The organism is Burkholderia aenigmatica (genome assembly GCF_902499175.1).
In the GTDB taxonomy this organism is placed as follows: Bacteria; Pseudomonadota; Gammaproteobacteria; order Burkholderiales; family Burkholderiaceae; genus Burkholderia; species Burkholderia aenigmatica.
The window spans coordinates 215503-229389 of record NZ_CABVQC010000002.1 but is presented as its reverse complement, the minus strand read 5'-3'; the positions used below and the strand labels follow the sequence as shown (position 1 = coordinate 229389).

The window sequence follows — 13887 nt, the reverse complement described above, 5'->3', positions numbered from 1 at the left end:
GGCGCCGCGTCGAGCGGCGCCGTCGCTCGCATGGACCTGGCTGGCTCGTTGTTGCTCGCAGTAGCGCTGATGCTGATTATCGAGGGGGCGTTCCCCTTCGTGTTTCCCGTCGCCTGGCGCGACACGTTTCGTAGAATAGCTGAGCGGCCGCCGCATCATATCCGGATCGGCGGGCTGATCGTGATGGTGCTCGGGCTCGTACTGCTGCTGCTCGCGACCTGACCGGACACCCGATCCGGACGGCGCATCCGCCGTTCGTCCCGCCCGAATTCAGAATTTCCGATTCACATCGCGGCGCGCGTGTCGCGCGCTGTTTCCCGTCGTAGGACCGTACCGATGTCGACCTGGTTACTTCCCGAGAATATCGCCGACGTACTGCCGTCGGAAGCGCGCAAGATCGAGGAGCTGCGCCGCAGGCTGCTCGACCGCTTCCGTTCGTATGGCTACGAAATGGTGATGCCGCCGCTGCTTGAGTATCTCGAGTCGCTGCTGACGAGCGGCGGCGCCGACTTGCGCCTGCGCACCTTCAAGCTGGTCGACCAGATGTCGGGCCGCACGCTCGGCCTGCGCGCCGACATCACGCCGCAGGTCGCGCGGATCGACGCGCACCTGTTGAACCGTCAGGGCGTGACGCGCCTCTGCTATGCAGGCCACGTGATGCATACGCGTCCGCGCGGCCTGCACGCGACGCGCGAGCAGATCCAGATCGGCGCCGAAATCTACGGGCATGGCGGGCTGGAAGCCGACCTCGAGATCCAGCAACTGATGCTCGACGCGCTGCATCTCGCGGGGCTGTCGCGCATCCGTCTCGACCTCGGCCACGCGGGCGTGCTCGCGGCACTGCTGGCGCGCGACGCGCAGGCTGCCGAGCGCGGCGAGTCGCTGTACGACGCGCTGTCGGGCAAGGACGTGCCGCTGCTGAACGAACTCACCGACGATCTCGGCGCCGATACGCGCGCCGCGCTGCGCGCGCTGCCGCATCTCTATGGCGATGCGAGCGTGCTCGCCGAGGCACGCGCGCGGTTGCCGGTGCTGCCCGAAATCACGCGGGCGCTCGACGATCTGGCGCAACTCGCGGCGCAGGCGAAGGGTGTCGAAGTGGCGATCGATCTCGGCGACCTGCGCGGCTACGCGTACCACAGCGGTGCGATGTTCAGCGCCTACATCGATGGCGTGCCGAACGCGATCGCGCGGGGCGGCCGGTACGACCACGTCGGCCAGGCGTACGGCCGTGCCCGTCCGGCTACGGGCTTCTCGCTCGACCTGCGCGAGCTTGCGCGAATCTCGCCGGTCGAGGCGCGCGGCACCGCGATTCTCGCGCCGTGGGCACAGGACGACGCACTGAGCGCGGCCGTTGCGGCGCTGCGCGATGCGGGTGAAGTCGTGATCCAGGCGCTGCCGGGCCACGATCATGTGCTCGACGAGTTTGCCTGCGACCGTTCGCTCGTCGAGCGCAACGGTGCATGGGTGGTCGAACCCCGATAAACAGGCGTTCGCGGGACGTGCTTCGGCGTGCATATCGTTGAAGCGAAACGGAAAAATTCGGAATCGCCCGCGAACATAGGTAGAATACGTTTTTAACCAGCTAACGAATCAACATGTCTGCCAGCGCAGTGAACGTGACTCCCGGGCGCAATGTCGTCGTCGTGGGAACGCAATGGGGTGATGAAGGCAAGGGCAAGATCGTCGACTGGCTGACGGACCACGCTCAGGGCGTCGTGCGTTTCCAGGGCGGTCACAACGCCGGCCACACCCTCATCATCGGCGGCAAGAAAACGATCTTGCGCCTCATTCCGTCGGGCATCATGCGTGAAGGCGTCGCCTGCTACATCGGCAACGGCGTCGTCCTGTCCCCCGAAGCACTGTTCAAGGAAATCGGCGAGCTGGAAGAAGCCGGCGTGAACGTGCGCGACCGTCTGTTCATTTCCGAAGCCACGACGCTGATCCTGCCGTACCACATCGCGATCGACCAGGCGCGCGAAGCGCGCAAGGGCGCGGGCAAGATCGGTACGACGGGCCGCGGCATCGGCCCCGCGTACGAAGACAAGGTCGGCCGCCGCGCGCTGCGCGTGCAGGACCTGTTCGACGCGAAGACCTTCGCCGACCGCCTGCGCGAAAACCTCGATTTCCACAACTTCGTGCTGACCCAGTACCTGGGCGCCGCGGCCGTCGATTTCCAGGCCACGCTCGACACGATGCTCGGTTATGCCGATCGCCTGAAGCCGATGGTGGCCGACGTGTCGCGCCGCCTGTACGACGCGAACAATGCGGGCCAGAACCTGCTGTTCGAAGGCGCGCAAGGCACGCTGCTCGACATCGATCACGGCACCTATCCGTTCGTCACGTCGAGCAACTGCGTCGCAGGTGCGGCGTCGGCTGGCGCAGGCGTCGGTCCGCAGAAGCTCAACTACATCCTCGGCATCACGAAGGCCTATTGCACGCGCGTCGGCTCGGGCCCGTTCCCGAGCGAACTGTACGATGCGGACAATCCGCAGCGTCAGGAGCAGGTCGGCGTCACGCTCGCGAACGTCGGCAAGGAATTCGGTTCGGTCACCGGCCGTCCGCGCCGCACGGGCTGGCTCGACGCGGCCGCGCTGCGCCGCTCGATCCAGATCAACGGCGTGTCGGGCCTGTGCATGACGAAGCTCGACGTGCTCGACGGCCTCGATGAAGTCAAGCTGTGCGTCGGCTACAAGATCGACGGCAAGGATGCGGACATCCTGCCGCGCGGCGCCGCCGACGTGGCGCGTTGCGAGCCCGTCTACGAAACGTTTGCAGGCTGGAAGGAAAGCACGGTCGGTATCAAGACGTGGGAAGCGCTGCCGGCGAATGCGCAGGCTTACCTGACCCGCGTCCAGGAAGTGGCTGGCGTGCCGGTCGACATGGTGTCGACGGGCCCGGACCGCGACGAAACGATCCTGCTCCGCCATCCGTTCAAGGTGTAATTTCCAGATGACGCAGCAAATCACGATGACGGCGGCAGACTTGATGACTGATCCGCGCAACGACGACAAGAACCTGTGGGTAGGCTGGGACGAGTATCACCGTCTCATCGAGCTGCTTGCGCTCCAGGTTCATGCATCGGGCTGGAAGTTCGACCAGATCCTGTGCCTCGCGCGCGGCGGCCTGCGTGTCGGCGATCAACTGTCGCGCATCTACGACGTGCCGCTCGCGATTCTCGCGACGAGTTCGTACCGGGAAGCGGCCGGCACGGAGCAGGGCGATCTCGACATCGCGCAGTACATCACGATGACGCGCGGCAACCTGGCGGGCAACGTGCTGCTGGTCGACGATCTCGTCGATTCGGGGGTCACGCTCGCTCGCGTGCAGGAGCACCTGAAGGAGCGCTATCCGTCGGTGACGGCCGTGCGTTCGGCCGTGCTCTGGTACAAGGGGTGCTCGAAGGTCAAGCCCGACTATCACACGCAGTTTCTGCCGACGAATCCGTGGATTCATCAGCCGTTCGAGGAGTGGGACACGGTTCGCCCGCACAACCTCGAGGCGTGGATCAAGCGCGGTCGCGCACAGCGCGACGGTTCGGGCGCGTAAGCGGCCGGCCGATCGAAGGAAAGCCTTGTACGGCGCCGCTTGCGGCGCCGTTTTTCATTGGGGCGACATGCGCGCCGGCGCTGCGCGCGCCGCGGATCCGGTAGGCAGACGGCGCTGCCGCGGCTATGATTGGCAGCCCTGCCACAGCTTGCGCCGGATTGCATGCGCAGCGTCGATTACGTGGTTCCACGGCAACAGAGCAGGGCGGCGTTTCACGGGGGCGCGAGTAGAATAGCGCTCGTTTTGTCCGACCCGGACCCGATTATTACGCTTCATATGAACGACACGATCCAAGCGACCGACGCAGCACACGCGCCGCATTCGACGCAACAACACTCGATGCGGGCGCTAGCGATAGCAGCCATCGGCGTCGTGTTCGGCGATATCGGCACCAGCCCGCTGTATTCGCTCAAGGAGGCGTTCAGCCCCGCACACGGCATTCCGCTCACCGAAGGATCGATTCTCGGCGTGATCTCGCTGCTGTTCTGGGCAATCATCCTGGTGGTCGGCATCAAGTACCTGCTGTTCGTGATGCGGGCCGACAACAACGGCGAAGGCGGCGTGCTCGCGCTGATGGCACTGTCGTTGCGGCCGCTCAACTCGAAGTCCCGTGTGACGGGCGCACTGATGGCGCTCGGCATCTTCGGCGCCTGCATGTTCTACGGCGACGCGGTGATCACGCCCGCGATTTCGGTGATGTCGGCGGTCGAGGGTCTCGAAATCGCGACGCCGCACCTGTCCCACCTCGTACTGCCGATCACGATCGTGATCCTGATCGCGCTGTTCTGGATCCAGCGTCACGGCACCGCACTGGTCGGCAAGCTGTTCGGCCCGATCATGGTGGTGTGGTTCGTCGTGATCGCGGCGCTCGGTGTGTATCACATCGCGCGGGTGCCGGGCATCATGGCGGCCATCAACCCGTATTACGCGGCGTCCTTCATGGCCGATCACCTGCTGCAGGCCTACGTCGTGCTCGGCTCGGTCGTGCTGGTGCTGACGGGCGCGGAAGCGCTCTACGCGGACATGGGCCACTTCGGCGCGAAGCCGATCCGGATCGCCGCCTACGGGCTCGTGATGCCGTCGCTCGTGCTGAACTACTTCGGCCAGGGCGCGCTGCTGATCCAGAACCCGAAGGCGATCGAGAACCCGTTCTTCCTGCTGGCACCCGAATGGGGGCTGCTGCCGCTCGTCGTGCTGTCGACGGTCGCGACCGTCATTGCGTCGCAGGCGGTGATCTCGGGCGCGTATTCGCTGACGTCGCAGGCTATCCAGCTCGGCTACGTGCCGCGCATGAAGGTGCTGCATACGTCGGAACTCGCGATCGGCCAGATCTACGTGCCGGTCGTGAACTGGCTGCTGCTGTTCGTGATCCTCTGCATCGTCGTCGGCTTCAAGAGCTCCGACAACCTCGCGGCCGCGTACGGCATCGCGGTGACGGCGACGATGGTGATCACGACCGTGCTCGCCGCGGTTGTGATGGTGAAGGTGTGGAACTGGAACCGGCTGCTGGTCGGCGCGATCATCGCGGTGTTCCTCGCGGTCGACCTCGGCTTCTTCGGCGCGAACCTGCTGAAGGTCGCGCAGGGCGGCTGGCTGCCGCTCGGCATCGGCGCGCTGCTGTTCTTCCTGCTGATGACCTGGTACAAGGGGCGTCACATCGTCAAGGAGCGCACGGCGGCCGACGGTATCCCGCTCGAGCCGTTCCTGCAGGGGCTGCTCGCGCATCCGCCGCACCGCGTGTCGGGCACCGCGATCTACCTGACCGGCAACGACAAGCTTGTGCCCGTCAGCCTGCTGCACAACCTGAAGCACAACAAGGTGCTGCACGAGCGAACCATTTTCCTCACGTTCGTCACGCGCGACATTCCCTACGTGCGCGACGACAAGCGCCAGACCTCGCGCGATGCGGGCGGCGGGCTGTACATCGTCAAGGCCGAGTACGGCTTCAACGAGACGCCGGACGTGAAGGCGGTGCTCGAGGAATTCGGCCGCACGCACGACATGACGTTCGAGCTGATGGATACGTCGTTCTTCCTCGCGCGCGAAACGGTCGTGCCGACGCATCTGCCCGGGATGTCGATCTGGCGCGAGCGCGTGTTCGCGTGGATGCACCAGAATGCCGCGAAGCCGACCGACTTCTTCTCGATCCCGGCGAACCGCGTGGTCGAACTCGGGACGAAGATCGAGATCTGACGCGCGGTGTGGTGCGCGGGCCGTCCGGCCGCGCACCGTGTTCGCTGCAGCCATAAAAAAAGCCCGCCTTTCGGCGGGCTTTTTTATGCGTCGCGAAAGCTGGCGCGTGCTTAGCGCTTCAGCTTTGCGAACGCCGCGGCCATCGCGCCGGCCGGTTCCGGCTCGCGCGAACGCTGCGGGCGGGCGGCGCCGCGCCCCGCGTTGCCGCGATCCTGGCCGCCGCGCGACGACATGCCCGGCGCGGCCGCGTCGTCGTCGAGGCGCATCGTCAGCGCGATGCGCTGGCGCTTCACGTCGACGTCGATCACCTTCACCTTGACGACCTGGCCGGCCTTCACGACTTCGTGCGGGTCCTTGATGAACTTCGTCGACATCGCGGACACGTGGACGAGGCCGTCCTGGTGGACGCCGATGTCCACGAACGCGCCGAACGCGGCGACGTTCGTCACGACGCCTTCGAGTGTCATGCCTGGCACGAGATCCGACACCTTCTCGACGCCTTCGCGGAACGTCGCGGTCTTGAGTTCGGGGCGCGGATCGCGACCCGGCTTCTCCAGTTCGGACAGGATGTCGCGCACGGTCGGCAGGCCGAAACGTTCGTCAACAAATTCCGTCGGGGACAGGCCCGACAGCGCTTCGCGGTTGCCGAGCACGTCGTCGATGCGCTTGCTGATCTTCGCGAGCATCCGTTCGACGACCGGATACGCTTCCGGGTGCACCGACGAGCGGTCGAGCGGATTCTCGCCGCCGTTGATGCGCAGGAAGCCGGCGGCCTGTTCAAAGGTCTTGTCGCCGAGGCGCGGTACCTTGCGCAGGTGCTCGCGCGACGGGAACGGGCCGTTCGCATCGCGGTAGTCGACGATGTTACGCGCGAGCGTCGCGTTCAGGCCCGATACGCGGGCGAGCAGCGGGGCCGACGCGGTGTTCGCGTCGACGCCGACCGCGTTCACGCAATCCTCGACGACCGCGTCGAGCGAGCGGGCGAGTTCGCGCTGGTTCACGTCGTGCTGGTACTGGCCGACACCGATCGCCTTCGGTTCGATCTTCACGAGCTCGGCGAGCGGGTCCTGCAGGCGGCGTGCGATCGATACGGCGCCGCGCAGCGACACGTCGAGCTCCGGGAATTCCTTCGCGGCGAGCTCGGATGCCGAGTAGACCGACGCGCCAGCTTCCGACACGACGATCTTCTGCAGGCGCAGTTCCGGGTGTTTCGCGATCAGTTCGCTCGCGAGCTTGTCGGTTTCGCGCGACGCGGTGCCGTTGCCGATGCTGATCAGCTCGGCCTGCGTCTGTGCGGCGATGCGGGCGAGTTTCGCGATCGAGCCGTCCCAGTCGCGGCGCGGTTCGTGCGGGTAGATCGTGTCGGTCGCGAGCACCTTGCCGGTGCGGTCGACGACCGCGACCTTGACGCCCGTGCGCAGGCCGGGGTCGAGACCGATCACGGCCTTCGGGCCAGCCGGCGCGGCCAGCAGCAGGTCGTTCAGGTTGCGTGCGAACACGCGGATCGCTTCCGTTTCGGCCGTTTCGCGCAGTTGCGTGAGCAGCTCGTTCTCGATGTGCGGCTGCACCTTCACGCGCCAGCACCAGCGGCACACGTCGGACAGCCACTTGTCGGCCGGCCGGTTCTGGTTTGCGATGCCGAAATGGCGCGCGATCATCGCCTCGCCGGGATGCGGCACCTGCGCGTCGAGCTCTTCGCCGAGGCCAAGCTTGACGGTCAGCACGCCGGCATTGCGGCCACGGAACAACGCGAGAGCGCGGTGCGACGGCACGGTCTTGATCGTTTCCGCGTAGTCGTAATAGTCGCGGAATTTCTCGCCTTCCTCGTTTTCCTTGCCCTCGACGACGGCCGACGACACGACACCCTGGTTGTGCAGGTAGTCGCGCAGCTTGCCGAGCAGCTCGGCCGTCTCGCCGAACTGTTCGGACAGGATGTCGCGCGCGCCGTCGAGCGCGGCCTTCACGTCGGCGACGCCTTTCTCGGCGTCGACGTACGCGGCTGCCTCGGCCTGCGGGTCGAGCAGCGGGTTCGCGAGGAGCGCCTGGGCGAGCGGCTCGAGGCCGGCCTCGCGGGCGATCTGCGCACGCGTGCGGCGCTTCGGCTTGTACGGCAGATAAAGGTCTTCGAGCACCTGCTTGCTGTCGGCCGCGTCGATCGCGGCGCGCAGTTCGTCGGTCAGCTTGCCCTGTTCGTCGATGCTCGACAGGATCGTCGCGCGGCGATCCTCGAGTTCGCGCAGATACAGGAGGCGTTCCTCGAGCTGGCGCAACTGCGTGTCGTCCAGGTTGCCGGTCACTTCCTTGCGGTACCGGGCAATGAACGGAACGGTCGAGCCTTCGTCGAGGAGTTGCACTGCCGCCGCGACCTGGCGCGGCTGGACGGACAGTTCGGTGGCGATGCGCTGTACGATCTTGAGTGCTACGGTTTCCGTCATGTCGTGGATGATCTGCCTGCTGAAATCGCGGCGCGGGCCGGCAGGCCCGAAGCGGCGGGCTGCGTGGCGGGCCCGACGGGCCAGATGCCGCGGGTGAGTGAAGCGGGGCATTTTGCCATAAATGGCGGAGCGCCCAGCCGGGGGTGATAGAATTTGACACATGTCCCGCAGCTTTCCTACGACGTTGCCAACTTCCCGAATTTCTCTCGTCGCGCTCGGCGCAGCGCTCGCCGCGGCTTTGTCTGCGGGGCCTTCCGGCGCGTTCGCGCAGGCTTCGGGCGCCACTGCGCCGGCCGCCGCCGCGGCTGCGCCCATGACAGCCACAACCGCACCGGATTTCGACGTCCGCCAAAAAGTGCTCAATCAGCGCTCCGCGGAAAACGATTATCGTTATGCGGTGGCCGAGCACGATTGCTACAGCAAGTTCTTCGTCAATCACTGTCTCGGCAAGGCGCGTGAGCAGATGCGCGACGAGCGGGCGAGCATCCGTCAGGAGCAGCTCGCGCTCAACGACGAGCAGCGGGCGGTGCGCGCGCAGCAGCGCGACCAGCAGCAGGCGCTGAAGCAGGCTCGGGATGCGGCGGAAGCGCCGCAGCGCGCGGCGAACGACGCGGCAAACGCGGCTGCGTTCCGCGACAAGCAGGAGCAGAATGCGCTGAAGCAGGCGCAGCGCGGCGCGGAAGCGCCGCAGCGCGCGGCGAGCAAGCAGGCATACGACCAGAAGCAGAGCGACTTCCAGCGCAAGCTCGACCAGGCGCACCAGCAGGCCGGGCAGAAGGCGCAAGAGCGGGCGGACAACGCCGCGCGCTACGAGCAGAAGCAGAAGGAAGCCGTGCAGCACAAGGCCGATGTCGAGCAGCGCCAGAAGGAAGCGGCCGAGAAGGCGCAGCAGAAGCAGCAGCAGGGGCAGTAACGTGTTGGATTGATCCGGAATCAGTCTCGCGCGCTGGCACGCCAGCCGGCGCGCTGCTTCGATGAGGAGGCAAGTATGCAAAACCGTCCCACGGAACAGCAGCAGGAATTGCACAACCGTTTGGCTGCATTGCAGGAGCAGCACCAGCAGCTCGCTCGGGAGATCGAGCTGAAGGAAGGACACTCCGACATCGACGACATCACGCTGCACCGGCTGAAGAAGGAAAAGCTGGCGGCCAAGGACAAAATCATTTTGCTGCAATCGCAGCTGGAACCGGATAAGCGCGCCTGAGCGCGGCCTGGCAAGCGCCGGCGCCGCCCGGGCGCTGGACACAGGAACGCTTGCCTTGAATTCACCGCTTGAAGCCACCCCCGATGCCCGGCGCGACGTGTCGTCTGCCGGGCGTGCTCGTGCGCCCGAAGGCACCTTTGAGCTGAGCCGCAAACGTGTCGACGAACTCGACACGATCTTCGGCGAAGGCGGGTTGCTGGCGCGTGCGCTCGACGGCTATCGGCCGCGTACGTCGCAGATCGAGATGGCGCGTGCCGTCGCGTCCGCGATGGAAGCGTCCGCGCGCCGGATGCCCGAACCCGAGATCTTCGAAACCCGCAAGCGGCCGGCGCGTCGCCTTGGCGACGGCGACAAAACGGCCGAACCGGGCGCGGACGCCGCTGCGGCGGCCGAGCCCGACAGCGACGCCGGCGACAATACGCTGATCGTCGAGGCCGGCACGGGTACCGGCAAGACCTATGCGTACCTCGTGCCCGCGATGCTGTGGGGCGGCAAGGTGATCGTGTCGACCGGCACGAAACACCTGCAGGACCAGCTGTTCCAGCGCGACATCCCGACCGTGCGCAACGCGCTCGCGGTGCCGGTGTCGGTCGCGATGCTGAAGGGCCGCGCAAACTACCTGTGCCACTACTACCTGCAACGCACGGCCGACAACGGCCGGTTGCCGTCGCGGCAGGATACGGCGTATCTGCAGGAAATCGTCCGTTTCGCGAAGATCACGAAGAGCGGCGACAAGGCCGAGCTCGCAAGCGTGCCGGAAACGGCGCCCGTGTGGTCGATGGTCACGTCGACGCGCGACAACTGCCTCGGCCAGGAATGCCCGCATTACAAGGATTGCTTCGTGATGCAGGCGCGGCGCGAGGCGCAGCAGGCCGACGTCGTCGTCGTCAACCACCACCTGTTCTTCGCGGACATCATGCTGCGCGATACGGGAATGGCCGAGCTGCTGCCGAACGCGAACACGGTCATCTTCGACGAAGCGCACCAGTTGCCGGAAACGGCGACGCTGTTCTTCGGCGAGACGCTGTCGACGACGCAGATTCTCGAGCTCGCACGCGACACGGTGGCGGAAGGCTTGAGCCATGCGCGCGACGCGGTCGAGTGGGTGAAGCTCGGTGGCGATCTCGAGCGCGCGGCGCGCGACTTGCGGCTTGCGTTCGCGAACGACCAGATCGTCCGCATGTCGCTCGCCCAGCTCGGCGACGATCACCCGATGTTCGGCGCGCTCGACGCGCTCGAGGCGGCGCTCGATGCGCTGGCGTCGGCGCTTGCAAGCCAGGCCGAACGGGCGGAATCGCTTGGCGCGTGCCTGCGGCGCGCACGCGAACTGCAGGATCTGCTGGCCGGCTGGGTTGCGCCCGGCGCGACCGAGGCGGCCGCGAAGGCCGACGCGGCGGCGGCCGGCGACAAGGCGTCATCCGACGGCGATCCGAACGAGAAGGTGCGCTGGGTCGAAGTGTTCGCGCATACCGTCCAGCTGCACGAAACGCCGCTGTCGGTCGCGCCGATCTTTGCCAAGCAGCGCGCGGGCGTGCCGCGTGCCTGGGTGTTCACGTCGGCCACGCTGTCGGTGCGCGGCGATTTCACGCACTACGCGGCGCAGATGGGCCTCAGCTCGCGTCGCTCGATGACGCTCGCCAGCCCGTTCGACTACCAGTCACAAGGGCTGCTGTACGTGCCGCGCAACCTGCCGCAACCGTCTTCGCCGGCATTTACCGATGCCGTCTTCGACGCCGCGCTGCCGGCGATCGAGGCGTCCGGTGGCGGCGTGTTCATGCTGTGCACGACGCTGCGCGCGGTCGACCGGATCGCGTCGAAGCTGCGCGACGTGATCGAATCGCGCGGCTGGAACACGCCGCTGCTCGTGCAGGGCGATGCGAGCCGTACCGAACTGCTCGACCGTTTCCGTGCGTACGGCAACGCGATCCTGGTCGGCAGCCAGAGTTTCTGGGAAGGCGTCGACGTGCGCGGCGATGCGCTGTCGCTCGTCGTGATCGACAAGCTGCCGTTCGCACCGCCGGACGATCCGGTGCTGGCTGCGCGGCTCGACGCGCTGACGAAGAAAGGGCTGAGCCCGTTCGCCGTACACCAGTTGCCGCAGGCCGTGATCACGCTGAAGCAGGGCGCGGGCCGGTTGATTCGCGCGGAGACGGATCGCGGCGTGCTGATGATCTGCGATACGCGGCTCGTCGACAAGCCGTACGGCCGCCGGATCTGGCAGAGTTTGCCGCCGTTCAAGCGGACCCGCGAGATCGCGGTCGTCCAGGACTTTTTCGACGAGCACCGTTCGGCAAAGCGCACGTGACGGCGCGCGCGGCGATCGCCGCGCCATCTCATCGGCGCCGCCTGAATGCGGCGCCCATAAAAAACCCGGCTCAGTGGCCGGGTTTTTTGTTCGTGCAGCGGGGGCTGCACGGAGCGTTCGTCAGAACTGCCACCACGACTTCTTCGTGCCGGGGCGCGAGTGGCCCGTGACATACGGGCTGTCGGGGAACGTGCCTGCGAGCACGCGCTTCGTGTCCTCGGCGAGTTGCGGCTGGTTCAGCTTGCCGTACGACAGGATCATGATGTGCAGCGCGTCCTCGATCGCCGGGGCGCCCTTGTAGTCCTTGATCGCGAGCTGCGCACGGTTGATCGCCGCGACGTAGGCGCCGCGCCGGTAGTAGTAGTCGGCCGCGTGCACTTCGTGCGAGGCGAGCGCGTTGACGATGTAGCGCATCCGCGCGGCGGCGTCGGGCGCGTACTTGCTCTTCGGGAAGCGGTCGACGACGACCTTGAACGCATCGTACGATTCGCGCAGTGCCTGCGGATCGCGCTCGCTCATGTCCTGGCCGGAGAAGCGGCCGAACAGGCCGAGATCGTCGTTGAAGTGGATCATCCCCTTCAGGTAGTACGCGTACGGGATATCCGGATGATCGGGGTGGAGCTGGATGAAGCGATCGACGGCCTGGTCGGCGGCGGCCGCTTCGTTGTCCTTCCAGTTGCAGTACGCGACGTTGATCTGCGCCTGTTGCGCGAAGTGACCGAACGGATCGCGGCCTTGCAGCGATTCGAAATATTTCGCGCACTTGCCCCAGTCGCCGCCGGACAGCGCGTCCTGGGCCTCTGAGTATAATTTGTTGTTCGACCAGGTAGCCGTCTCGTCCTGCTTCTGCGGCAAGCCGTGGCAGCCGGCGATGAGGGCCGCGGCCGCTACCGCCGCAGCCCGGGCGGCGACGGTGATGGCCGTGCGTTTGGTCGAATTCATCATGCTCGCATGTCCTAGCTTCAAGTCTCGGTGACCCAGTCTAAATGACCCGTTCAAGTTCGCAGAATGCCCAGCCGGGCACACCAAATCGCGAAGATTATAGCCCAAGCGATCGGCCCGCCGACGCTGCCTCGGGGGATTCCCTCGATGACGATCTGACCGGCGACGCAATGCAGCCGCCCGTCGTGCCGTCCGCGGCGGTCGATGAGGCGCCGCGCGTCGTCGAAGTGCCGCTGTCGCTCGCGGGCGAACGCCTCGACAAGGCGCTCGCCCAACTGTTCCCCGAATTCTCGCGCAGCCGCCTGCAGAGCTGGATCGAGGCGCAGCGCGTGCTCGTCGACGGCGCGCCGGCCAAGATCCGCCAGCCGGTGCCGCTCGGCGCGAAGATCGAACTCGTGCCCGACCTGCTCCCCGAGCAGCTCGCCTTTACGCCGGAGCCCGTGCCGCTCGACGTGATCTACGAGGACGACGCGCTCGTCGTGATCAACAAGCCGGCCGGCCTCGTCGTGCATCCGGCCGCCGGCAACTGGAGCGGCACGATCCTCAACGGGCTGCTGCATCGCTATGGCGACGCGGCGGCCGGCCTGCCGCGCGCAGGGATCGTCCACCGGCTCGACAAGGAAACGTCGGGCCTGATGGTGGTGGCGCGCACGCTGGCCGCACAGACGGACCTCGTGCGCCAGTTGCAGGCCCGCACGGTGAAGCGCCGCTATTTCGCGCTCGTGTGGGGCACGATGCCCGAGGAAGGCACGATCGACGCGCCGATCGGCCGCGATCCGCGCGAACGCACGCGCATGGCCGTCGTCACGGGCGCATCGGGCAAGCCCGCGCGCACGCATTTCCGCACGGTTGACACATGCCTGTGGCAACGTCAGCCGGTTTCGGCGATCCAGTGCGATCTCGAGACCGGTCGCACGCACCAGATCCGCGTGCACTGCGCGCACGCCGGGCACCCGCTGCTCGGCGATCCCGTGTACGGGCGTGCGCGTGGCAAGCGCTCGGTCACGCCGCTGCCGGACGGGTTCGCGCGGCAGGCGCTGCATGCGTGGCGGCTCGGTCTCGTGCATCCGGTCACGGGCAAGGCGATGCAATGGCGCTGCCCGCTGCCGGACGACATGAACGCACTCGTCGCGGCGCTCGGCTTCGGGCAGGGCGACGAGGAATTCGACGACGATGACGGTGTCTACGACGATGACGATTTCGGCGGCGAGTATCAGGATGACGAGCCGGACCTGGACGATGAGGAGGAGTGAGTGCCG

Annotated in this window: 11 protein-coding genes; 9 read left to right on the top strand and 2 right to left on the bottom strand. The window is 66.6% G+C overall.

What is annotated here, in order from left to right:
- The first annotated feature begins 30 nt into the window (after positions 1-30).
- The 5 genes from BDO18943_RS02830 to BDO18943_RS02810 all read left to right on the top strand — a co-directional run bounded on the left by BDO18943_RS02830 (position 31) and on the right by BDO18943_RS02810 (position 5742).
- Positions 31-222, top strand: a complete 192-nt coding sequence (locus tag BDO18943_RS02830; RefSeq protein WP_006478685.1) for a DUF2065 domain-containing protein — start codon at positions 31-33, stop codon at positions 220-222.
- Positions 223-336: 114 nt separating this feature from the next.
- A complete protein-coding gene (locus BDO18943_RS02825; protein ID WP_122945545.1) occupies positions 337-1485 on the top strand; it encodes an ATP phosphoribosyltransferase regulatory subunit in 1149 nt (382 codons plus the stop codon).
- Between the two features lie 113 nt (positions 1486-1598).
- On the top strand, positions 1599-2945 hold the full coding sequence (locus BDO18943_RS02820; protein WP_043188303.1) for an adenylosuccinate synthase: 1347 nt from the start codon (positions 1599-1601) through the stop codon (positions 2943-2945).
- Between the two features lie 7 nt (positions 2946-2952).
- Positions 2953-3549 (top strand): phosphoribosyltransferase, encoded by a 597-nt coding sequence (locus BDO18943_RS02815; protein ID WP_011352251.1) that lies wholly within the window; start codon positions 2953-2955, stop codon positions 3547-3549.
- A gap of 276 nt (positions 3550-3825) precedes the next feature.
- Complete coding sequence (locus BDO18943_RS02810) at positions 3826-5742, top strand: potassium transporter Kup (protein ID WP_175021141.1); 1917 nt, start codon at positions 3826-3828, stop codon at positions 5740-5742.
- Positions 5743-5852: 110 nt separating this feature from the next.
- Here BDO18943_RS02810 and BDO18943_RS02805 read toward each other — a convergent pair whose 3' ends face one another.
- Complete coding sequence (locus tag BDO18943_RS02805; protein ID WP_175021140.1) at positions 5853-8177, bottom strand: Tex family protein; 2325 nt, start codon at positions 8175-8177, stop codon at positions 5853-5855.
- Between the two features lie 160 nt (positions 8178-8337).
- Between BDO18943_RS02805 and BDO18943_RS02800 the strand changes: the two genes are divergently transcribed.
- The 3 genes from BDO18943_RS02800 to BDO18943_RS02790 all read left to right on the top strand — a co-directional run bounded on the left by BDO18943_RS02800 (position 8338) and on the right by BDO18943_RS02790 (position 11686).
- A complete protein-coding gene (locus tag BDO18943_RS02800; protein ID WP_175021139.1) occupies positions 8338-9090 on the top strand; it encodes a hypothetical protein in 753 nt (250 codons plus the stop codon).
- A 75-nt stretch (positions 9091-9165) separates the two neighbouring features.
- On the top strand, positions 9166-9381 hold the full coding sequence (locus BDO18943_RS02795; protein ID WP_006755091.1) for a YdcH family protein: 216 nt from the start codon (positions 9166-9168) through the stop codon (positions 9379-9381).
- A gap of 55 nt (positions 9382-9436) precedes the next feature.
- A complete protein-coding gene (locus BDO18943_RS02790) occupies positions 9437-11686 on the top strand; it encodes an ATP-dependent DNA helicase (RefSeq protein WP_175021138.1) in 2250 nt (749 codons plus the stop codon).
- A gap of 120 nt (positions 11687-11806) precedes the next feature.
- Here the strand turns inward: BDO18943_RS02790 and BDO18943_RS02785 are convergent, their stop codons facing one another.
- The gene (locus BDO18943_RS02785; protein ID WP_043188314.1) at positions 11807-12631 is read right to left on the bottom strand and encodes an outer membrane protein assembly factor BamD; all 825 of its coding nucleotides are present in this window, start codon (positions 12629-12631) and stop codon (positions 11807-11809) included.
- Positions 12632-12672: 41 nt separating this feature from the next.
- Here BDO18943_RS02785 and BDO18943_RS02780 point away from each other — a divergent pair, with 41 nt between their 5' ends.
- Positions 12673-13881, top strand: coding sequence for an RluA family pseudouridine synthase (locus tag BDO18943_RS02780; RefSeq protein ID WP_175021137.1), 1209 nt, complete (start codon positions 12673-12675; stop codon positions 13879-13881).
- Positions 13882-13887 lie beyond the last annotated feature (6 nt).

Excerpts from the sequence above, each read along its gene's own strand:
- BDO18943_RS02830 (WP_006478685.1), top strand. The coding sequence starts at position 31 with ATGGACCTGGCTGGCTCGTTGTTGCTCGCAGTAGCGCTGATGCTGATT.
- BDO18943_RS02825 (WP_122945545.1), top strand. The coding sequence starts at position 337 with ATGTCGACCTGGTTACTTCCCGAGAATATCGCCGACGTACTGCCGTCG.
- BDO18943_RS02820 (WP_043188303.1), top strand. The coding sequence starts at position 1,599 with ATGTCTGCCAGCGCAGTGAACGTGACTCCCGGGCGCAATGTCGTCGTC.
- BDO18943_RS02815 (WP_011352251.1), top strand. The coding sequence starts at position 2,953 with ATGACGCAGCAAATCACGATGACGGCGGCAGACTTGATGACTGATCCG.
- BDO18943_RS02810 (WP_175021141.1), top strand. The coding sequence starts at position 3,826 with ATGAACGACACGATCCAAGCGACCGACGCAGCACACGCGCCGCATTCG.
- BDO18943_RS02805 (WP_175021140.1), bottom strand. The coding sequence starts at position 8,177 with ATGACGGAAACCGTAGCACTCAAGATCGTACAGCGCATCGCCACCGAA.
- BDO18943_RS02800 (WP_175021139.1), top strand. The coding sequence starts at position 8,338 with ATGTCCCGCAGCTTTCCTACGACGTTGCCAACTTCCCGAATTTCTCTC.
- BDO18943_RS02795 (WP_006755091.1), top strand. The coding sequence starts at position 9,166 with ATGCAAAACCGTCCCACGGAACAGCAGCAGGAATTGCACAACCGTTTG.
- BDO18943_RS02785 (WP_043188314.1), bottom strand. The coding sequence starts at position 12,631 with ATGATGAATTCGACCAAACGCACGGCCATCACCGTCGCCGCCCGGGCT.
- BDO18943_RS02780 (WP_175021137.1), top strand. The coding sequence starts at position 12,673 with ATGACCCGTTCAAGTTCGCAGAATGCCCAGCCGGGCACACCAAATCGC.